The organism is Rhizobium sp. WW_1, assembly GCF_003610155.1.
GTDB lineage: Bacteria > Pseudomonadota > Alphaproteobacteria > Rhizobiales > Rhizobiaceae > Rhizobium > Rhizobium tropici_A.
The window spans coordinates 400706-422006 of sequence record NZ_RAIN01000003.1 but is presented as its reverse complement, the minus strand read 5'-3'; the positions used below and the strand labels follow the sequence as shown (position 1 = coordinate 422006).

17 protein-coding genes are annotated in these 21301 nt (G+C 62.0%); 8 read left to right on the top strand and 9 right to left on the bottom strand.

The features are described from left to right. The first annotated feature begins 192 nt into the window (after window positions 1–192). Window positions 193–1002, top strand: a complete 810-nt coding sequence (locus BJ928_RS12240; RefSeq protein ID WP_047629230.1) for a DeoR/GlpR family DNA-binding transcription regulator — start codon at window positions 193–195, stop codon at window positions 1000–1002. Between the two features lie 73 nt (window positions 1003–1075). Here BJ928_RS12240 and BJ928_RS12235 read toward each other — a convergent pair whose 3' ends face one another. Continuing rightward, entirely contained in the window at window positions 1076–1957 is an 882-nt protein-coding gene (locus BJ928_RS12235; protein ID WP_047629228.1) for a LysR substrate-binding domain-containing protein, read from the bottom strand. A 116-nt stretch (window positions 1958–2073) separates the two neighbouring features. Here BJ928_RS12235 and BJ928_RS12230 point away from each other — a divergent pair, with 116 nt between their 5' ends. Continuing rightward, entirely contained in the window at window positions 2074–3096 is a 1023-nt protein-coding gene (locus tag BJ928_RS12230; RefSeq protein ID WP_047629225.1) for a YeiH family protein, read from the top strand. On the opposite strand, the gene BJ928_RS12225 is transcribed toward BJ928_RS12230, so the two are convergent. The 6 genes from BJ928_RS12225 to BJ928_RS12200 form a co-directional block, all read right to left on the bottom strand. After that, window positions 3059–4891: a GGDEF domain-containing phosphodiesterase gene (locus tag BJ928_RS12225; protein WP_047629222.1), complete on the bottom strand. Its 1833-nt coding sequence runs from the start codon at window positions 4889–4891 to the stop codon at window positions 3059–3061. The two genes, BJ928_RS12230 and BJ928_RS12225, sit on opposite strands and share 38 nt — an antisense overlap. A gap of 229 nt (window positions 4892–5120) precedes the next feature. Beyond that, a complete protein-coding gene (locus tag BJ928_RS12220) occupies window positions 5121–6905 on the bottom strand; it encodes an IlvD/Edd family dehydratase (RefSeq protein WP_047629220.1) in 1785 nt (594 codons plus the stop codon). A gap of 6 nt (window positions 6906–6911) precedes the next feature. Then, on the bottom strand, window positions 6912–7796 hold the full coding sequence (locus BJ928_RS12215; protein WP_047629219.1) for an NAD(P)-dependent oxidoreductase: 885 nt from the start codon (window positions 7794–7796) through the stop codon (window positions 6912–6914). A gap of 281 nt (window positions 7797–8077) precedes the next feature. Continuing rightward, window positions 8078–11275 carry an efflux RND transporter permease subunit gene (locus BJ928_RS12210; RefSeq protein WP_047629217.1) on the bottom strand — a complete coding sequence of 1066 codons (3198 nt, stop codon included), beginning with the start codon at window positions 11273–11275 and terminating at the stop codon, window positions 8078–8080. A gap of 130 nt (window positions 11276–11405) precedes the next feature. Continuing rightward, window positions 11406–12593: an efflux RND transporter periplasmic adaptor subunit gene (locus tag BJ928_RS12205; RefSeq protein ID WP_047629216.1), complete on the bottom strand. Its 1188-nt coding sequence runs from the start codon at window positions 12591–12593 to the stop codon at window positions 11406–11408. 170 nt (window positions 12594–12763) lie between these two features. Then, entirely contained in the window at window positions 12764–13576 is an 813-nt protein-coding gene (locus tag BJ928_RS12200; protein ID WP_047629215.1) for an alpha/beta hydrolase, read from the bottom strand. A gap of 232 nt (window positions 13577–13808) precedes the next feature. On the opposite strand from BJ928_RS12200, the gene BJ928_RS12195 reads away from it, so the two are divergent. Next, on the top strand, window positions 13809–14720 hold the full coding sequence (locus BJ928_RS12195; protein ID WP_047629214.1) for a LysR family transcriptional regulator: 912 nt from the start codon (window positions 13809–13811) through the stop codon (window positions 14718–14720). A 59-nt stretch (window positions 14721–14779) separates the two neighbouring features. On the opposite strand, the gene BJ928_RS12190 is transcribed toward BJ928_RS12195, so the two are convergent. Further along, entirely contained in the window at window positions 14780–15238 is a 459-nt protein-coding gene (locus BJ928_RS12190; protein ID WP_047629212.1) for a carboxymuconolactone decarboxylase family protein, read from the bottom strand. A gap of 133 nt (window positions 15239–15371) precedes the next feature. Between BJ928_RS12190 and BJ928_RS12185 the strand changes: the two genes are divergently transcribed. Then, complete coding sequence (locus BJ928_RS12185) at window positions 15372–16256, top strand: sigma-70 family RNA polymerase sigma factor (protein WP_047629210.1); 885 nt, start codon at window positions 15372–15374, stop codon at window positions 16254–16256. A gap of 42 nt (window positions 16257–16298) precedes the next feature. On the opposite strand, the gene BJ928_RS12180 is transcribed toward BJ928_RS12185, so the two are convergent. Beyond that, window positions 16299–17060 carry a helix-turn-helix transcriptional regulator gene (locus tag BJ928_RS12180; RefSeq protein ID WP_047629209.1) on the bottom strand — a complete coding sequence of 254 codons (762 nt, stop codon included), beginning with the start codon at window positions 17058–17060 and terminating at the stop codon, window positions 16299–16301. A 130-nt stretch (window positions 17061–17190) separates the two neighbouring features. Between BJ928_RS12180 and BJ928_RS12175 the strand changes: the two genes are divergently transcribed. From BJ928_RS12175 to BJ928_RS12160, 4 genes are all read left to right on the top strand, one after another. Continuing rightward, entirely contained in the window at window positions 17191–18156 is a 966-nt protein-coding gene (locus tag BJ928_RS12175; protein WP_245432287.1) for a DMT family transporter, read from the top strand. 84 nt (window positions 18157–18240) lie between these two features. Then, a complete protein-coding gene (locus BJ928_RS12170) occupies window positions 18241–18963 on the top strand; it encodes a GntR family transcriptional regulator (RefSeq protein ID WP_047629206.1) in 723 nt (240 codons plus the stop codon). A gap of 103 nt (window positions 18964–19066) precedes the next feature. Further along, entirely contained in the window at window positions 19067–20347 is a 1281-nt protein-coding gene (locus BJ928_RS12165; protein ID WP_047629204.1) for a cysteine desulfurase-like protein, read from the top strand. Between the two features lie 141 nt (window positions 20348–20488). Continuing rightward, entirely contained in the window at window positions 20489–21265 is a 777-nt protein-coding gene (locus BJ928_RS12160) for an aldolase/citrate lyase family protein (RefSeq protein WP_047629203.1), read from the top strand. Window positions 21266–21301 lie beyond the last annotated feature (36 nt).

The following is a 21301-nucleotide window of genomic DNA, read 5'->3' as shown; positions in this document are numbered from 1 at the left end:
GAAAACTCCCATGAGATCGGCTATGCATATCCTAAAGACTGCGCTTCACCCTAGCTGAGATTTGTCTTAAAAACTCAGGCGCGACGCAACCGGATCAGGTTTGAGTGCGTTGACGCCTCTGGCCGCAACAGGGCCGGCCATTTTGGAAGCTACACAAATTCGGGATCAATACCCTCAATAGGATCAGGAAACATGTCGGGCATATCCCAGCCGCCGCTGCACTCCAATCATCGCGAGCGGGAGATTCTGGAGGAACTGCGCCTGGCCGGCGGCGCCAGCCGCATCCAGTTCCTGGCGGAACGCCTGGGCGTTTCCGAGGAGACCATTCGCCGCAACATCCGCAGCCTGGAAGCCAACGGGCTCGTGACCAAGGTGCATGGCGGGGTCCATATCAAGGACTCGATGAACGAGCCGCCGCTGCATCTGCGTATGAACGAGAATGCCGAGGCCAAGCGGATGATCGCCGCCGCCGTCGCCGCGATGATCGAGGATGGCGATGCGCTCTTCCTCGACGTCGGTTCGACCACCGCCTTCATTGCCGTCGCGCTACAGAAGCATCAGAACCTTTTCGTCGTCACCAATGCCGTCGCGGTCGCCCATGCGCTCGCAACCCGCAACGGCAATCGCGTCTTCTTTGCCGGCGGCGAGCTGCGGGGCCATGACGGCGGCGCCTTCGGCATGGAGGCAGCCAACTTCCTGCGCCGTTTCAACGTGCGCCACGCCATTCTCTCTGTCGGCGCCATCAACGCAGCTTCGGGCTTCATGCTCCACGATCTGGAAGAAGCGGAATACTCGCGGGAAGCCGCAGGCCGCGCCGAAAACCGCATCGTCGTTGCCGACAGCGCCAAGTTCGGCCGCAGCGCGCCGATCGTCCTCAGCGAACCGGCAAGTGTCAACGTGCTAGTTACGGACGACACCCCACCGGCCGACATCCGGGCCATGCTGGAACGCAACGAGATCGAGCTCGTGATCGCCAACCGGCAGCGGGGCGAGCGGCGTTGAGCAGAGCCAGGGTCCAAGCAGATGAAGCTGAATGATCTGCTAGCTTGAAGCGGGTCATCCGCAAGCCTGGTCATCAACCCTTACACATCGCCTCGAGCGTCTGGGCGGCCTTGCTTGCGTGACGCTCCTTGTGCCGCAACAGCCGAAAGCTGCGGGCGGGCAGGTCGAATGTCGCCTGAACCAGCAATCCCTGCCCTAGATAGGCCCTTGCAGCAGCACTCGATATGGCGGCGGCACTTTGCCCGACGCCGACAGCGGAAAGAATAGCTTCGTTCGAAGGCAAAACGAGCGCTACGTCGAGGTCGCGCGGCGAAGCGCCGAGCCTGGCGACCGCATTCTCGAATTCCGAGCGCGTGCCCGACCCCTCCTCTCGCATTACCCAGGACGTGCCGGCAGCAAGGTCGGACGCCGTCAGCTGGCGACCATCAGCCCAAGGGTGGTGCGGCGGCACAACGATGACGAGCGCATCCTGCGCAACGATCCGCATCGACAGCGCCGGCGCATCCACCTCACCCTCGATGAAACCCAGCTCTGCCGCGCCGTCTATGACGGCCTCGGTGACGGTACGGGTATTGCCGATCGTCAGATCCAGCTCGATGCCGGGATAGTCGCGCCGGAACCGCATCAGCAGGGGCGGCAGCCAGTAGCTGGCGATGGTCTGGCTGGCATAAAGGCTGAGACGGCCGCGCTGCAGCCCCCCCAACTCCGAGAGCATAAGTTCGGCGGAACGCACGCGCGCAAGCGTCGCCTTGGCTTCACTCAGAAAGGAGCGACCCGTCTCCGTTAGCTCGATCCGTCGCCCGACGCGATGAAAAAGCTCTACGCCATAATAGGCTTCAAGGTTCTTGATCGCCGAGCTGACAGCGGAAGGCGTCAGATGGATCGCCTCGGCGGCATGAGTCAGATGCTCTCGCTCCGCAACGGCGACGAAAATGGCGAGTTGTTCGAAGGTCATGGGAAATCATTCTAATTTATCGAACGAAACATAGGATAATATTCGATGGATGTCGACATCGACAGGTGAGACTTTCCTACCGTCACCAAACCATAACAAACGAATGACGGCACGCCATGTCCCTTGCTCAACGCGCAAACACCATCCTTCCCGGCCTCGCACTCACCTCGGCCGTCGCTCTCTTGGCCTATGCGGCGGAGCATGTTGAAACCAGCCTTCTCGGCGGTCGGTGGATCGAAAGCCTGGTGCTCGCCATCGCGCTCGGCATTGCCGTCTGCACGATCAGGCCACTGAAGCCGGTCATGAAGCCGGGCATCGATTTCAGCGCCAAATTCCTGCTCGAAATCGCTATCGTCCTGCTCGGAGCCTCCATCAGTCTTTCGGCCATCCGCGGCGCCGGCGTCTGGCTGATCGCCGGCATCGCCATCATCGTCGTGCTGTCGATTGCCGCCACCTACATGATCGGACGCGCGCTCGGCCTGCCGCCGAAGCTCGCAACGCTGATCGCCTGCGGCAATTCGATCTGCGGCAATTCGGCGATCGTCGCCGTTGCACCGGTAATCGAGGCCGACTCGCAGGAGATTGCCGCCGCGCTGGCCTTTACCGCCGTCCTCGGCATCGCCGCCGTGTTCCTGCTGCCGCTCTTCTATTTCCACTTCGGCATGAGTGTGCCGCAATATGGCACCCTGGCGGGATTGACCGTTTATGCCGTGCCGCAAGTGCTGGCCGCAACCGCACCCGCCGGCCTGCTGGCGGTGCAGACCGGCACGCTCGTCAAGCTCGTCCGCGTCCTGATGCTGGGTCCGGTCATCTTCCTGCTCGGCATCATCACCAAGACCGAGGCAGCAGGTGCGGATGGACGCAGCGGCCACCACCATTCGCTGGTTCCCTGGTTCATCTGCGGCTTCCTGGGGCTGATGGCGCTGCGCTCGTTCGGGCTCATCCCGGATGCGCTGGTGACACCGATGGAAACGGTGTCCGGCATCTTGACCGTCATCGCCATGGCCGCCCTCGGCCTGTCGGTCAACATCCGCTCGGTCGCCCATGCCGGCGGTCGGGTGATCGCGGCAGCGACGCTATCGCTGCTGACGCTGGGCGTCATCAGCTATGGTCTGATCCTCGCCCTGCAGATCCAGTAGCATGCGCAGCAACATGGGCTGAAAACCGGCTATGACTCGCCGCCTGGGCTGATTTCAGCAAGGCGGCGGTCTCTTTTTCGGAGGAAGGATTGCCGATGGCATAGCCCTGAAGCTCGTCGCAGCCTATCTCGGCCAGAATGCGCGCATGATCTTCGCTCTCGACCCCTTCGGCGACCACCTCGACATTCAATGTCCGCGCAATCTCAATGATCGAGCCGACAAGGCGCCGCTGCTCTTCCGACACGGTCACCGCGGTCACCAGTTGCCGGTCTATCTTCAGCCGTTTCGGCTTCAGCTTAACGAGACCGATCAGCGATGCGTGACCAGAACCGAAATCGTCGATCTCGATCTCGATTACCATCTCCTTGATACCGGCAATATTGGCGAGAACGACCTCATCGGGCTCATCCAGAAAAATAGTCTCGACCAGTTCGAAGGCAATGGCGTCGCGCGGGATTCGAAGTGCCCGTAATCCCACGATCAGATCGGGATCAGCAAGCCGGCGCCCGGAAATATTGACGGCGATGCGCGGCGGCGAAAGCCCCTGCGACACCCAGGCCGCCCGATCGGCGAGAGCGCGCTTCAACACCGCCGCATCGATCTCCGCGGTAAAGCCGTATTCGTCAGCCACCTTGAGGAAGGCGACAGGGCTCAGCAATCCTCTTTCAGGATGCCGCCAGCGTGCCAGCGCTTCCAGTCCGACGATGCGGCGGCTGCGCGCATCCACCTGAATTTGATAGAAGGGCTCGATCTGCCGCAGCACCGGCGCCAGCCGTAACTCATCGGCCAGGCGGCGTTCCGCCTGCAGATCGGACTGAAGCTGGGTGGTAAAGAATTCCACGCGGTTGCGGCCGAGTTTCTTGGCCTGGAACAGAGCAACATCGGATTCTGCCAACAGATTGCCGGCGCTGCTCGTCTGGCCTGTGGCCACGCCGATGGAGGCACCGATCTTCAACATCTCGTTGCCGAAACGCACGTCTCGGCGCAATCGTGAAAAAATATCGGAGGCGATCGCCTCAAGCCTTTCGATATCACCGACATTGACCAGCACCGCCACGAATTCATCGCCCCCGATACGGGCAACGAGGTCGTTGGCGGTAATTGCTCCGGAGATGCGCGCCGCAGCGCTTTGCAACGTAGCATCACCCGCCGCATGACCCCATTTGTCGTTGATCTCCTTGAACCCGTTGAGATCGATATGGACCACGGCCAGGGTCTCGACAGATGCATCCTTGCGCAGTTCGGCCAGCCGCCGGTCGAAATAGCGGCGGTTGGGAAGGCCCGTGAGATAGTCGTGATCGGCGGCATGCTCTATTCGCGCACGGCTTTGCTCCAGCGCAACGGCGCGCGCTTCGGCGATGGCCTTCTGACTGGTCAGTTCGCGATTGAGCAAGACATCTGCCGTGACATCCCATTCTGCGCCGATGAAGGAAGGCGCGCCCTCCGCATCCTCATAGTAATGCCCGCGTGAGCGCAGATGGCGCACCTCGCCTCCCGGCAAAATGATGCGAAATTGCGAGTTGTAGAAGCCCTTTCGTTCGAGGGCCATGTCGAAGTCGCGGACCGCGCTTTCGATATCGTCGGGATGCAGCGCGTTCACCCAGACGTCGGAGGGAACCTTACGCTCTTGAAGCCCAGTCCCGTAGAGCTTGTGCATCTGCGGGTCCCAAAGCAGTTCCTGCTCGGTGATATTATGCTGCCAGACGCCGATTTGAGACGCCTCCAGCGCCAGCTCCAGCCTTCTCAAAAGGTCCTGGAACTCTTCTTCGCTTCGCCCTGATGTCGCCTCGGCCAAAGAGCTCCACCCCCCTTCGGAAACTGAAGAGACTGCATAATCGCAGCGAAGTATATAGGCACTACACCCTTTCGCGAACTTTAATGGCAGCGCATCTGCCTTCAGTCAGCAATATTCGGAAACATCGGATAGAGCCGTCCACCTTCCTTCGAATTACTAAAGGGCTCTATTCTCCTGCTGTCACGCGATTCCAGACGAAAAGCCGCCACGCGCCATTCCCGGAATCGTCCTAATGATTATGCCGCGGAGGCGTGGCGGCAATGTTACGGAAATCGGCAGCGCCATCGAGCACGGCGCCATCCGAAAGCTGCGTGACCGAACGACGGTAGATGCGCTGCCACGGCGTCGCATCGGGCGGAATCGGCGGGATGCCATCGCCCTTTCGACGCTCGATCTCCGCCGCGTCCACCAACATGTCGCAGCGGCCATGATTGAAATCGATGCGGATGATATCTCCCGTCCTGAGCCAGGCAAGACCGCCGCCCGCCGCACTCTCCGGGGAGGCATTGAGGATCGATGGACTGTCGGCCGTACCCGACTGGCGGCCGTCGCCGATCGTCGGCAGGCTGCGAATGCCGCGCTTCAGAAGCGCGTCCGGCGGCTGCATGTTGACGACTTCGGCGGAACCAGGCCAGCCGAGCGGCCCCGCGCCGCGGATGGCAAGAATGGTTCTCTCGTCGATGCCGAGCTCCGGGTCGTTGATGCGCCTGTGGTAATCCTCGGAGCCGTCGAAGACGACAGCCCTGCCCTCGAACACCCCTTCGTGGCCGGGCTCCTGCAGGTAGCGGCTGCGGAACTCCTCCGAGACGACGCTCATCTTCATGATGGCGAAATCGAACAGATTGCCCTTCAGCACCAGGAAGCCGGCACGCTCCTTCAGCGGTTCCGCAAAGGGGCGGATGACCTCGCGATCACTCGCCTCGCGGCCCTTCAGATTCTCCGCCATCGTCCGGCCCGTGATCGTCGGACAGTCTCCGTCGAGCTTGCCGGCCTGCAGCAGCTCCCACATGATGGCCGGAACGCCGCCGGCGCGGTGGAAGCGTTCGCCGAGATACGCACCCGCCGGCTGCACATTGGCGAGCAGCGGAATATCGAAGCCATGTACCTGCCAGTCGTCGGGATGAAGCTCGACGCCGGCGTGCTTGGCCATGGCGGCCAGATGCGGTTGCGCGTTGGTCGAACCGCCGATTGCGGAATTGACCCTGATCGCATTGAGGAAGGCCGCACGCGTTAGCACGTCCGAAGGCTTGATATCCTCCAGCACCAGCTCGACCGCGCGCCGGCCGGTGCGATAGGCCATCTGGCCGCGCTCGCGATAGGCGCCGGGAATGGCGGCACAACCGGTCAGCGACATGCCGAGCGCCTCGGCCATGGCATTCATGGTCGATGCCGTTCCCATTGTGTTGCAGTGGCCGATCGACGGCGCCGAGGCGAGCGCCGCCTCCAGAAAGCCCTCTTCGTCGATCTCGCCGGCCGCCAGCTTGCGGCGCGAGCGCCAGATCGCCATGCCGGAGCCGGCAAGCTCGCCATCATGCCAGCCGTCGAGCATCGGCCCGCCTGAGAGAACGATCGCCGGGATATTGACGGTCGAGGCCGCCATCAGCGCCGATGGTGTGGTCTTGTCGCAGCCAGTTGTCAGAACGACCCCGTCGATCGGATAACCGTAGAGCACCTCCACCAGGCCGAGATAGGCAAGGTTGCGGTCGAGTGCCGCCGTCGGGCGCTTGCAGTTCTCGAAGATCGGGTGGGTCGGAAATTCGATCGGGATGCCACCGGCATCGCGAATGCCATCGCGCACGCGCTTGGCAAGATCGAGGTGATGACGGTTGCAGGGTGTCAAATCGCTGCCGCTCTGGGCGATACCGATGATGGGCTTGCCGGAGCGCAATTCCTCCGGCGTGATGCCGTAGTTCATGAAGCGCTCGAGATAGAGCGCCGTCATGTCGATATGATCTGGATTGTCGAACCAGTCCTGCGAACGCAGACGACGCTTGGATGCACCCTTATCGCTCATCTCTTCTCAAGCCTTTCCTTCGGCATTCTTGTCTTCCAGATATTGCAGCAGGCCGCTGTGATCCTGCTCGCCGCCGCCATTTTCCACGAATTCGGCAAACTCGGCCCTCACGGCTTCGGTCAGCGGGAGCTGAAGCGACAAGCCCTGCGCTGCCGCCAGCACCGTATCGAGGTCCTTCAACTGGTTGCGTGCCGTTCCCCCCGGCTCGAAGTTGCGCTCGATCATGCGTTGGCCGTGCAGCTCCAAGATCCTGCTTTCGGCAAAACCGCCGCGAATGGCGGCGCGGAATGCCTCGCGCGAACCGCCGCCGGCTTCCACAAGCAGCATGGCTTCCGCAACAGCGCCGATCGTTACAGCAACGATCTGTTGATTGCCGAGTTTTGCGAGCTGGCCTGTACCGCTCGGACCGACGCGGGTGACGCGTCCCAAGGGCGCCATGATATCGCGCACGCTGTCTATGACGTCGGCATCGCCGCCAGCCATGATCGCAAGCGTCCCGGCGGAAGCGCCGACGACGCCACCGGAAACCGGCGCGTCGATATGCCTGATGCCCCGCTCCGCCAGCTTGAATGCATGTTCGCGGGCAATCGCGGGCGGTATCGAACTGTTGTCGATGACAACTGTCCCTGACTCCAGCACATCGGCCACGCCGCTGCCGAACAGGACCTCGCCGACGGCGCCGCCATTGGTCAGCATGGTGAAAAGTACCGATGCTCCCCGCGCCGCCTCCACCGCCGTATCCGCGACGATCGCGCCATCGGCGGCCAAGGGCTCCGCCTTGCTCCGGTCGCGATTCCAGACGGCTACGACATGGCCGGCGGCCAGCAGCCGCCGCGCCATCGGCGCACCCATCAATCCCGTACCGAGAAAAGCGATCTTCTTGCCGCTCATAGCCTATCCTCCGAATGGAACGCACGGACCCAGCAACCGCATGCTAGCGCTCTTTCGGTCCTTGCGCCAACGGGCCGCTCCTCAAGCCCGATGTACGTCAATCAATTCGTCCGAGAGGTTGATAAACCTATGCTGCCAGCATGCAAAGGAAATCGGCAGCCTTGGGAGAAATTCTTCGACGGCCGAATCCGGAGCGTACTGAATCCACATAAGAAAAAGGGCGGGACCTTTCGGTCCCGCCCATGGCCTGTCGAGCACTGGAGTACTGTTCGGCACGGCCTCTATTCGGCGGCGATCGGGAGTACCTCCGCCGAATGTTCGTTGTCGTTGTGCGGGTGCTGCTTCAGCGGACGGTTGCCCGTGACGCTACGGATCAGCACGTAGAACACCGGCGTCATGAAGATGCCGAAGAAGGTGACGCCGATCATGCCGGCAAACACCGCGACACCCATGGCGGCACGCATTTCGGCACCGGCACCCGTCGACGTGACCAGCGGCACGACACCCATGATGAAGGCCATGGAGGTCATCAGGATCGGGCGTAGACGCAGGCGGCTGGCTTCGATCGCGGCTTGAACCGGCTTGCGACCGTCGAATTCCAGCTCGCGGGCGAATTCCACGATCAGGATCGCGTTCTTCGCCGATAGGCCCACCAACACCATCAAGCCGATCTGCGTGAAGATGTTGTTGTCGCCACCCGTCAGCCAGACGCCGGTCAAGGCGGCCAACACACCCATAGGCACGATCATGACGATCGCGAGCGGCAGGCTGATACTCTCATACTGGGCAGCCAGCACGAGATAGACGAGCAGCAGGGCAAGCGGGAAGATGATGATGCCCGAGCTGCCGGCGAGGATCTGCTGATAGGTCAGATCGGTCCATTCGAAGCCGATGCCCGGAGGCAGCGTTTCGTTGGCGATCCGTTCGACGGCAGCCTGCGCCTGACCGGACGAGTACCCCTGTGCCGGGCCGCCATTGATATCGGCGGCAAGGAAGCCGTTGTAACGCGTCGTCCGTTCCGGACCGGTGCTGGCCTCGACCTTCAGCAGAGCCGAAAGCGGGATCATCTGGCCCGATGCCGAGCGAACCTTCAGCTGGCCGATATCGCTTGCATGCGAACGGAACTGGGCGTCCGCCTGCACACGCACGCTGTAGGTGCGGCCGAATGCGTTGAAGTCGTTGACGTAGAGCGAACCGAGGTAGATCTGAAGCGTATCGAAGACATCGGTCACCGAGACGCCGAGCTGCTCGGCCTTGGCGCGATCGAGGTCCGCATAGAGCTGCGGCACGTTGATCTGGTAGCTCGAGAAGATGCCCGCAAGCTCCGGCGTCTGGTAGGCCTTGGCGAGGAACGCCTTGTTGGCCTCGTCGAGCGCCAGATAACCCAGACCGGCACGATCCTCGATCTGCAGCTTGAAGCCGCCGGTCGTGCCGAGACCCTGAACGGGCGGCGGCGGGAACATGGCGATAAAGGCGTCCTGAATGCCGGCGAACTTCTGATTCAGCTGCATGGCGATGGCGCCGCCCGACAGGTTCGGCGTCGTGCGCTCCTCGAATGCCTTCAGCGTCACGAAGACGATACCGGCGTTGGAGGAGTTGGTGAAGCCGTTGATCGACAGGCCCGGGAAGGCAATCGCGTGCTCGACGCCAGGCTGTTCCAGAGCGATCTTGCTCATCCGCTGGATGACGTCATCCGTGCGGTCGAGGGTCGCACCGTCTGGCAGCTGTGCAAAGCCGATCAGGTACTGCTTGTCCTGCTGCGGCACGAAACCGCCGGGGACGGCCTGGAACAGGTAGTAGGTCGCGCCGATGAGGGCGAGATAGACGACCATGACGAGGCTCTTCACCGACAGGATGCCGCCGACGCCCTTGCCATAGGCGGAAGAGCCGCGATGGAAGACCTTGTTGAAACCGCGGAAGAACCAGCCGAAGACAAAATCCATCGCGCGCGTCAGCATATCCTTCGGCGCATGGTGATCCTTCAGGAGCATTGCCGCCAGAGCCGGAGACAGGGTCAGCGAGTTGAAGGCGGAGATGACAGTCGAGATCGCGATCGTCAGGGCGAACTGGCGATAGAACTGGCCCGACAGACCCGAGATGAAGGCCAGCGGCACGAAGACGGCGACCAGAACCAGCGCGATCGCGATGATCGGGCCGGACACTTCCTTCATGGCGCGATAAGTCGCTTCACGCGGGCTGAGCCCGTTCTCGATGTTGCGTTCGACGTTTTCGACGACAACGATCGCGTCGTCCACGACGATACCGATCGCCAGCACCAGACCGAAGAGGCTGAGCGCGTTGATCGAGAACCCGCAGATATACATCACCGCGAACGTACCGATGATCGAGACGGGAACGGCGATCAGCGGGATGATCGAGGCACGCCATGTCTGCAGGAACAGGATGACGACGATGACGACGAGCACGATGGCTTCGAGCAGCGTATGCACGACCTTGTCGATTGATGCGCGCACGAACTGCGTGGTGTCGTAGACGATCTCGTACTTCACGCCGTCAGGCATCGCGGTCTGCAGCTCGTTCATCGTCTTCACGACATTGTCCGAGATGGTGATCGCGTTGGAACCCGGCGACTGGAAGACCGGAATGGCGACCGCAGGCTTGCCGTCGAGCAGCGAGCGCAGCGAATAGTCGGCAGCGCCGAGCTCGATGCGGGCGACGTCGCGCAGGCGCGTGATTTCGCCGTTGCTGCCGCTCTTGACGATGATGTTGCCAAATTCCTCCGGCGTCGTCAGACGGCCCTGGGCGTTGACGTTCAGCTGCACGTCGATGCCGGGAACGCTCGGCGACTGGCCGATGATGCCGGCGGCTGCCTGGATGTTCTGCGCACGAATGGCGTTGGCGATATCGCTCGCGGCGAGACCGCGCTCGGCTGCTTTCTGCGGATCGACCCAGACGCGCATCGAATAATCGCCCGAGCCGAACACGCGGACCTGGCCGACGCCATCGATGCGGGCGAGCCGGTCCTTGACGTTCAGGGTGGCGTAGTTGCGCAGATAGGTGATGTCGTAGCGATTGTCCGGTGAGATGAGGTTGACCACCATCATCAGGTCGGGCGAGCTTTTGACCGTGGTGATACCGAGATCGCGCACGTTCTGCGGCAAGCGGGGTTCCGCCTGCGAGACGCGGTTCTGCACGAGCTGCTGCGCCTTGTCCGGATCGGTGCCGAGCTTGAAGGTGACGGTCAGTGTCAGCAGACCGTCCGATGTCGCCTGGCTGCTCATGTAGAGCATGCCTTCGACGCCGTTGATCTGCTCTTCGATCGGCGTTGCCACCGTTTCGGCGATGACCTTCGGGTTGGCGCCCGGATATTGCGCTGTCACGACGATCGACGGCGGCACGACTTCCGGATACTCGGAAATCGGCAGCAGTTTCAGGCCGATCAGGCCGGCGACCACGATAAGGATCGACAGCACGCCGGCAAACACCGGTCGGTCGACGAAAAATCTTGAGATGTTCATGGCAGAACCCTCTCCATGGGTGAATCAAAGGACACGAAGTCCGGGCCCGCGGCCCAGAAGGCGCCACGAGCATTGCAAAATCGAAGCATTGGAACGAACGGCCGGAAGCTAGGTCTTCCGGCCGGATGAATTATTTGGAAGCGACCTTCTCTTCCGGCTTCGGATCGACCACGGCGCCCGGACGAATCCGCTGCAGGCCGTTGACGACGACCCGGTCGCCGGCACTCAGGCCGGACGTAACGATACGAAGGCCGTCGGAGGTATCGCCGAGATTGATCGGTCGATACTCGACCTTGTTGTCGGCACCAACCACGAAGACGAACTTCTTGTCCTGATCCGTGCCGATCGCGCGCTCGCTGATCAGCAGCTTGGTCTCGGCCTTCGGCTGACCCATGCGAACTCGCACGAACTGGCCGGGGATGAGACGACCGCCGGGATTGTCGAATACGGCGCGGACGCTGACGGTGCCGCTCGCCGCATCGACCTCGTTGTCGATCAGCTGCAGCTTGCCCTTGATCGGGGTGCCGTTATCGCTGGACGTGCCGATCTGGACGGGAATCTGCTCGACCGGCGGAATGGCGCCGCCGGTGGCCGGCAACTCCGCCAGAGCTTGCGTGACCGTCTGCTCGTTGGCGCTGAAGCTCGCATAGATCGGATCGACCGAAACGAGCGTCGTCAGCGCCGGCGAAGAAGAGCCGGCCGCCACGAGGTTGCCGACGGTAACGGCGATCTTGCCGACACGGCCGGCGATCGGGGCGCGGACCTGTGTATAGTCGAGGTTCAGTTGCGCGGTCTGGAGGGCGGCCTGCGCCGCCTTCAGATTGGCACCTGCCTCGGCATAGTTGCTGGCGCGCGTATCCATGTCGCTTTGCGAGATGGTCCTGCTGTCGGAAAGCTTCTGGCCGCGATCGACCTCGACCTTGGCAAGATCCAGCTTGGCCTTGGCTGCTCCGACCTGGGCCTGAGCCTGGGCAACAGCTGCCTCATAGGGTGCTGGATCGATCGTGACGAGCAGGTCGCCCTGCTTGATCAAAGCACCCTCGCGGAAATGCACTGATTGAATCGCTCCAGCGACGCGCGGTCGGATCTCGACACGATCGATAGCTTCGAGCCGCCCCGAAAATTCCTGCCATGATGTGACGTCACGCGGTTCGACGGCTGCCACGGTGACCGGAATCGCCGGCGGTGCCGCCTGGCTGGCCGTCTCGTTTGCCTGAGCGCCGCGCGGCAGCTCCAGATAGAAGGCCGCGCCTGCAACAGCCGCAGCAACACCCATGCCGGCGCCCCATAGGGCCCAGCGCTTATCGTTGGACTTCATGTTGGTCTCTCCTTTGGCTCCGTCTTGGGATACGGGACCCAAAATTCCTATCGTCTCTATAAATCGGGGGCCGAAGCGCCGCGCATCCGCGTGACCACCGCTCCGGTCTTGTGCCTTCGACGTGTCGTCCGGCCCGCCTCGGTTCCTTACGGACGGGATACCCTAGTCGATCAAGCCTGCACGTCTTCGACAAAGCCCTTGAAACAACAGCAGATATCCTGCTGCCACGAAGGCCTGTCCTTCGACTGCCCGCCGTAGAGAGTGGGCCAGCCTGTCCCGGCGGGGAGAACTTGCTGGCGAACACGGACGCCGGCCGCTTTCAGCCGACTGCCGTATTCCATGCTCTCGTCGCGGAGCGGGTCGTCCTCGGCCGTGAGCACCAATGCCGGCGCGAGGCCCGAAAGCCGCGAACAGTATCGAGGCGCTGCATAGGGGTGACAGACACCGCCCAGGAAACCCAGGTATCGGTTCCAACCCTCCGTCCAGCGCTCGCGCATGCCGCTTTCCTCCGCCTGGAGGAAAGATTTCGATCCCATGAAGGGATCAAGCAAAGGCGAAATCAACACCTGTCCGTCCAGCGAACCGGGTATCTGATCGCGCGCCTTTAAAGCGACACCCGCTGCAACATTGCCACCCGATTCCTCTCCGGCGACGAACAGCAGCGATTTCTTTGCCCCGCCCAGCGCAAGCATGTTCCGCTTGTTGCTGAGATAGGCAAAAATCCCATAGGCGCATTCCAGCACCTTCGGAAAAGCATTCTTGTTGCAGCTGGTATAGTCAGCCGCAACCACGATGGCGCCGGCCTCTGCGAGGCTTGCCGCTACCGGTCTCTCAGTCGCGTGACAGGTATCGAGAAAGGCGCCGCCATGCAGATAAAGCACCAGGGGTGCCGCCTTCTTCAAACCTTCGCCATTGTAGATCCGAGCTTCGACCGGCCCCGTAGGCACGTTTTCCAGCACAACATCTTTCCACGGCGCACTCATCGACCCAAATTCCTATCCGTTCGAGTGAATATGATCCAATCAAGCAGCCCTCTAACACGCTTTTCAATCATATTCTCGACAATGCGGGCTTGAGTGCCCCGTGCCGCATTGCAACAATCACGATAAAAACATATTGTTATTCCGCTTCGAGAATAAGTAGCCTATATTCGATCAGACTATTCAGAATAACAAACAATCGACCCCTTCCTTTGCGGTCGAGGGACATCATGGAATGGACCAATTATCAGCAATGCGGGCATTCGCGCGTGTGGTGGAGACGGGTAACTTTACTCGCGCCGCAGCTGCCCTTTCCATGCCGAAAGCGACGGTGACGACGCTCATCCAGTCGCTCGAGGCCCATCTGCACGCCAAGCTCCTCAACCGCACGACACGTCGCGTCATGGTGACGACCGATGGTGCGCTTTACTACGAGCGCGCCATCCAGATCCTCTCGGAAATCGAGGAACTGGACGGCAGCATCAGCAATTCGCAGAGCCTGCCGAGCGGCCGCCTGCGCGTCGAAATGGCCGGCGCCTTCGCCGAAAAGATCGTCATGCCGGCGCTGTGCGATTTCCATCAGCGCTATCCCGATATCCATATCGACCTGGGCGTCGGCGATCGGCTGGTCGACTATCTCGCCGAGAATGTCGACTGCGCCTTGCGCGCCGGCATGCCGAGTGATCAGTCGCTGATCGCCCGCCGCGTCGGCGAGATCCATCTCGTCACTTGCGCCGCTCCACTTTACATCGAGAAGAACGGCGTCCCGGAACGGCCGGAGGATCTCGAGACCAACCACCATGCGGTCAGCTACTTCCGGGCGCAAACCGGCCGCACGATCCCTTTCACTTTCGAGCGAGGGAATGAATCGCTGGAAATCACGCCGCGCTACATCCTTTCGGTCAACGACAGCCGCAGCTACGTCCAGGCGACGCTGCAGGGGCTTGGCGTCGCACAGGTTCCAAGCTTCATGGTCCGGGATTCGCTCGCAAACGGCGATCTCGTTCCCGTCCTCGACGGTTGGACGCGCCCCGCCCTGCCGATGCATATCGTCTACCCACCCAACCGGCACCTCAGCAACAAGGTACGCGTTTTCGTGGACTGGCTGGCGAAACTGCTGGCGACAGCGCGGGTCGGCGAAGCCTGAGATCGAGGGACTGCCTTCTCCCTTCAGAAGGGAGAAGGATCTGCCCCGGCAGGCCACGTTCAGTTCCAGGAGGCGCCGGCCTGCTGGCGAACCGTCGAATTCACCCGGTTCCAGACATTGTCGAGCGCGATCGCGACAATCAGCGCGGACAATGCCTTTTCGTCATAATGCCTGGCGGCCTCGTTCCAGATCTCGTCGGTGACGGCATCCGGCCGGTCGGCAAGCCGTGTGACGGCTTCGCCGAGCGCCAGAGCGGCGCGCTCGGCATCGGAAAAATAGGGCGTCTCCCGCCAGGCGGAGACAGCGACGATGCGCTCCATCGTCTCCCCATCTTTCTGCAGCTTGCGAAAGCCCATGTCGGTGCAGACGCTGCAGCCATTGATCTGGCTGACGCGCAGATGCACGAGATCCATGGTATTTTCCGAGAGGCCGCGATCCCTGAGCGAATTGCTGACAGCCAGGAGCGCCTGCAGGGTTTCGGGCAGGACGAGGACGGGGTTCTTCATACGAGCTTGCATGTTTCTTTCCTCTTGTTGCGAGAGCCTGTTGCGGCTCACCTTCCGACGATGCACTTTCCTGCCGATCCGATGTCACACCGGCCGGATTTAGCTCGTCATGGGTCTGACGGAGCAGAATGAGGAGATGTGACCGATGAACGAAAAAAAGTGGCAGGCAGAGAAATTCGAGGCGAACCGGCCGCATCTGCGCGCCGTCGCCTATCGCATGCTCGGCTCGCGCACGGAGGCCGAGGATGCCGTGCAGGAGACATGGCTGCGCCTGATGAGGAGCGACACCTCCGACGTCGAAAACCTCAGCGGCTGGCTGACGACGGTCACGGCGCGCATTTGTCTCGACCTGCTGCGCTCGCGCAAATCCCGCCGCGAGGAACCGCTGACGATCCATGTTCCCGAACCGATGGTGGTGCATGAGGCCGGTAACGGTACCGACCCGGAACAGGATGCGCTGCTCGCAGACTCCGTCGGCCTCGCCCTACTGGTGGTTCTGGAAAAGCTCAATCCGGCCGAACGGCTTGCTTTTGTTCTGCATGATATGTTCGACGTGTCCTTCGACGATATTGCCCCGATTCTAGGACGTACGACGGTCGCGACCCGTCAGCTCGCCAGCCGCGCCCGCCGCCGCGTGCAGGACACGCCATCGACGACCGAGGCCGACCTCACTCGCCAGCGTCACGTCATCGACGCTTTCTTCACCGCCTCGCGTGACGGCGACCTGCAGGCGCTGCTCGCTGTCCTCGATCCCGAAGCCGTCTTCCGGCCGGATGCTGTTGCGGCCCGCATGGGATCGGCCGGCGAAATCCGCGGACGCGCCGACGTTGCCAAGACCTTCCAAGGCCGCGCACGGGGAGCCCGGCTCGCGGTCATCAACGGCGCGGTCGGCGCCATCGTTGTCATCGGCGGACAGCTGCGCATCGCCCTTCGTTGCACGCTCAATGCAGACGGCATGATTACAGTCATCAATGCGATGGCTGATCCGGAGGAACTGCGCAAGCTGGAGATTGTGCTGATCGAGCCATAGAGCATTTCCGCTTTTCTCCGAAGCGCGAAAACGCTCTAAGACCTATCGCATCTGCGTCGGGCTCGTGCCGGTCATCCGGCGGAACATGGCTATGAATGCCGATGCATTGCTATAGCCCAGTTCCGATGCGATCCGCTGCACCGGCTCGCCGGCCTCGACCATCGACAACGCGGCAACGAGCTTCAACCGCTGCCGCCATTCGTTGAAGGAAAGGCCGAGATCGGTCTGGCAGCGGCGCGACAATGTGCGCTCGGTCGTTCCCATCCGACGTGCCCATTCCGCGAGGGAATGCCGATTACCGGGATCGACTTGCAGAGCGCTCAGCACAGGGCCGAGCAGCGGATCGTCGGACAGCGGCAGGTAGTTTTCGCAGCGCGGTGCCAGGCGGATCTGATCAACGAGAACCTGCGCCAACCGCAAATCCTCTGTGGTCTCCGGCACCGTCACGTCACGCGCCGCGAAATCCGCCAGGATCGCTTTCAAAAGCGGAGTGATGCTGAGCGTCGAAAGTGCGTCGGGCAGGTCTGCGCAGAGCGCGCGCTCCACATAAACAGTGACATAGCGCAGGTCATGCTTGTTGTGTGCACTGTGCACCGTATCCGGCGGCAGCCAGATGGCATAGTGCGGCGGCGACAGATACCGCACGCCTTGGACATCGAACTCGCACACGCCGATAAGCGCGTAATTGAGCTCGCCCCAAGGTTGGCTCCTTTCCGGAAACACCGTTCCCGCCCCGTAATTCTCGGTGCGGAAGGAAACCGGGTTCGGCGGATCGCCCTGAATGCGCGGGAGCCTAGTGGTCATGTCCTCATCTCGCTACAATTGTCTTAATCTCGTTATATACCAGAATTCGGACAAACGGTAGAAGGGTTTCGAAAGGGCGGCCCTGTCTGCACCTTTTCATCAGCCTCAAGCCAGAAATCGATGAGAGATCATGCCCATGAGCACCCAGCCGAACGCTTCCGCATCCATTGTCAGTGCGGCCGGCCTTGCGCCCCTGCTGACCGTATTGATCTGGTCCGGCAATGCCATCGTCACCAAGGCATCCGCCGGCGTGATTTCACCGGGCTCGATTTCCTTCTATCGCTGGCTGCTCGCCTTCGTCGTGCTGCTGCCCTTCGTCGGCCGTGCCGCATGGCGCAACCGGGCACAAATGCGCGAGCATTGGCTGAAGCTCGCGATCCTCGGCGCCCTGGGCATGGTGATCTATCAGAACCTCGCCTATGAAGCGGCGAAGACCACCTCGGCCGTCAACATGGGGGTGATGCTGGCCTTGATGCCTCTCCTGTCGACCTTCTTTGCCAGCCTGCTTGCCGGCGAGAAGCTGAGCACGGCGAGCATTGCCGGCGGCGCAATCTCCCTGCTTGGCCTGATCTATCTGACATTCCAAGGCGACCCGACGCGGCTCGTCAACGGCGGCGTCCACGTTGGCGACGGCCTGATGATCATCGCCGTGGTTTCGAATGCGCTCTATGGTGTGATGCTGAGGCGCTGGGCAATGCCGCTTCCGATGTGGCAGCAATTGTTCTGGCAGATCGGCTTTTCGACGCTCCTGTTGATCCCGGTTTTCCTGATGGGCGAGATCTCGCCGGTCACAACAGTGAACCTGCCGCTGATCCTCTATGCCGCGATCCCGACGTCGCTCATCGCGCCGTTCTGCTGGATGATCGGCATCCATAAGCTCGGCGCGAGCCGCACCTCGCTGCTCATCAACCTTCTGCCGATCATCGTTGCGGCGCTGGCCTGGGGGCTTCTCGGAGAGCAGCTGCATGCCTATCACGCGATCGGCGGCGCCCTCACCCTGATCGGTGTCGGCCTCGGCCTGCGAAAGGCTCCCGTAACGAGTGAACAGGCGGCTCCCGTGATAGACGAGGCAGGCTGGGAGGTCGAGGAGGCCTGACTCGCCGCTCCGCGAGGCCCCTTTCCTTTCGCCTGCCCTTCGTTCTACCATGAACGAGTCCTGCGAAGCGAAAAGGAAGAGAGCGTGCGCATAGCCCTGGAACCGGTGTCCTCCAGAACGACGATCCAGGAGAGCGTCTATCAGCAGCTCAGAAACGCGCTCATGGCCGGCAATTTCGATCCCGGCCAGACGCTGACCATCGCCTCGCTTGCCGAAACCTTCGGAACCAGCAACATGCCGGTGCGCGAGGCCCTGCGCCGGCTGGCCGCTGAAAATGCCCTCGAGGTCGCAGCCAACGGCTCGGCCCGCATTCCGATCGTCACGCTTGCCCGCCTCGACGATCTCTGCCGTGCCCGCATCGCCGTCGAGGGTCTGGCCGCTGAGCTCGGCATACCGAACTTGACCCCGACAGACATTGAGACGCTCGAACGCATTGCCGGGGAACAGCATGCGATCGGCCTCGGCGCCAATGTCTACGACCTGATGGCCAAGAATCAACAGTTCCATTTCACCATCTACCGCGCCTCCGGCTCCGAGGTGCTGCTACAGCTCATCGAGACGTTGTGGCTGCGCTTCGGCCCCTACATGCGCATGCTCTCCGCCTCGGTCGAGCCCTTGATGCGCAGCGGCCAGCTCGATCCGGCCGGCGAGCATGTATCCATCGTCAGGGCCCTGAAGGCCGGCGATTTCACAGCCGCCCGCGACGGCGTCGTCGCCGATATCAGACGCACCCATGAAATCCTTCAGGATTATTGCCCGGCCACGCAGGACGAGCCGCGCAAGGGTTCGAGCTCCGCCCGCCGCTAGGCTCTCTCGAAAGCAGCAAAGGAATTTGGTTGAACCTTAAAGTATTTTGTGATCAAATGATCAAAATTGAGGTTTCAATCCCAACATCCAGAGCGAGATCCCCATGAGCTCCGCCGCTTCCGCATCGCAATTCGCCGGTCACAACAGCTTCCCGGTCGACGAGGTCCGCGCCATGTTCCCGGCCATCCAGAAGGCCGGCGATTTCGTCTTTCTCGACAACGCGGGCGGAGCGCAGGTGCCGCAGACGGTCGTCGACGCGGTTGCCAACCACCTGATCGATTTCAACGTTCAGCGCATGGCGAAATACCAGCACAGCCAGGGCGTCGACCGCAATCTGGACGAAGCACGCGAAAGCGTTGCCATGCTCGTCAACGCCTATCGCCCGGAAGAAATCTCCTTCGGACAGAACGCCACCTCGTTCATTCGGCTTGTCAGCCTCGGCATTGCCAAGCTGCTCGGCGAGCGCAACGAAATCGTCGTCACCGATATGGATCACGACGCCAACATCGCGACCTGGATGGCGCTGGAGGGCGACGGCGCCAAGATCGTCTGGTGGCGCATGCGCGAGGACGGTACGCTGCATGTGGAAGATCTGAAGCCGCTGCTCAACAACAAGACCCGGCTCGTCGCCTGCACGGTTACGGCACATTCCATCGGTACGATCGTCGATGTCGCGGCCGTCTGCAAACTCGCGGCCGCCGCCGGCGCTGAAACCTTCTTGGATTGCGTCCACTACGGCCCGCACGGCCTGATCGACGTTCAGGCCTGGGGTTGCGACTACCTTGTCTGCTCCGGCTACAAGAATTTCTCGCCGCACATGGGCTTCCTCTGGGGCCGCTACGACGCGCTGGTCAAGCTGCCAACCTTCAAGGAAGACTTCATTCCCGACGTGCCGCCCTACAAGATCGAAGTCGGCACCTTCACCTACGAGAACGTTGCCGGCATGAATGCCGCAGTCAAATACCTCGAAGGCCTCGGCCGCCGCTTCCTGCCTGATGGCAATCATAGCCGTCGCGAGGCGCTTGCCGCCGCCATGGGCGCGATCCGCCAGTACGAGCTGATGCTGTCGCGCGAGATGATCGCGGTGCTCAAGCGCCATGGCGCGGTCATCTACGGCATCTCCGACGAGAACCGCCTGGAGCAGCGTGTTCCCACAATCTGCTTCAACATGCCCGGCATCACGCCGCAGGAATTTGCCGACGAGATGGGCAAGCAGCGCATCGGCCTGCGCGATGGCCACATGTTCGCCCCGCGCCTGATGAAGCGGCTTGGCCTTTCCATGGAAACAGGTGCCATCCGCGTGTCGCTGGTGCATTATAACAAGGTCGAAGAGATCGCCCGGTTTGACGCGGTCCTGACTGAGATCATGGCGCGGCGCAAGTAAGTCGTGCCTGTGAGCGGTGGCGGCGCCCGAACAACTCCGCCACCGCAATGCCTCCGTGCCGGCGCGTGATCGGCACGGAAGGTGTCCTGTATCTTTTCGGTCCATCCCTCGTCGGAGGGCCGCTGAAATGGGAGGATGACGATGAGCGATTTCCGCCGGAACTGTATCGAGCAGAAGCTGCTCGTCGGCACGTTTGCGGCTATCCCGCATCCGGTCGCCATCGAGGTCACGGCCGCCGCCGGCGTCGATTTCCTGTGCATCGACTGGGAGCATTCACAGATCAGCCGCGAGCGCATCGAGGATCTGATCCGCGCCGCCGATGTCCATCGCGTTCCCGCCATGGTCCGCGTCCCCGGCCATGCGGCTGAGGATATCGCGGCCGTTCTTGATGCCGGTGCGGCAGGCGTGCTTGTCCCGCGGGTTTCGACGGCGGAGCAAGCGCGTGCTGCCGTCAAGGCCACTCGCTATCCCCCGCTCGGCGCGCGCGGCGTCGGCCCGGGCCGCGCCGCCGCCTATGGCTATCGCATTCCGGATTATCTCGCCAAGGCCAATGCGGAACTCGTGCTGGCGATCCAGGTCGAAACCGCCGAAGGGCTTACCAATATCGCCGAGATCGCGGCCGTCGATGGCGTCGATCTGATCTTCATCGGCCCCGGCGATCTCTCGGTCTCGATCGACGCGATGGGACCGACCGGCAAGGACAGGCTCGATACAGCGATCAAATCAATCACAAGAGCGGCTTTGTCCGCCGGTCGCGCAGTCGGCATCTTCCGCCCCTCGGCCGATGACGTGGGCGCATGGTCTGAAGACGGTATCAGTTTCTTCATGCTGGCAAGCGACACGATGTTCCTGGGCGCAAGCCTGGCTGCCGGCGTCAATGCCGCAAGAGCCGGCCTGCATGGCGGAGAGAAGACATAAAACTGATTTTTATCAGATAGTTACCACATGGCAGGG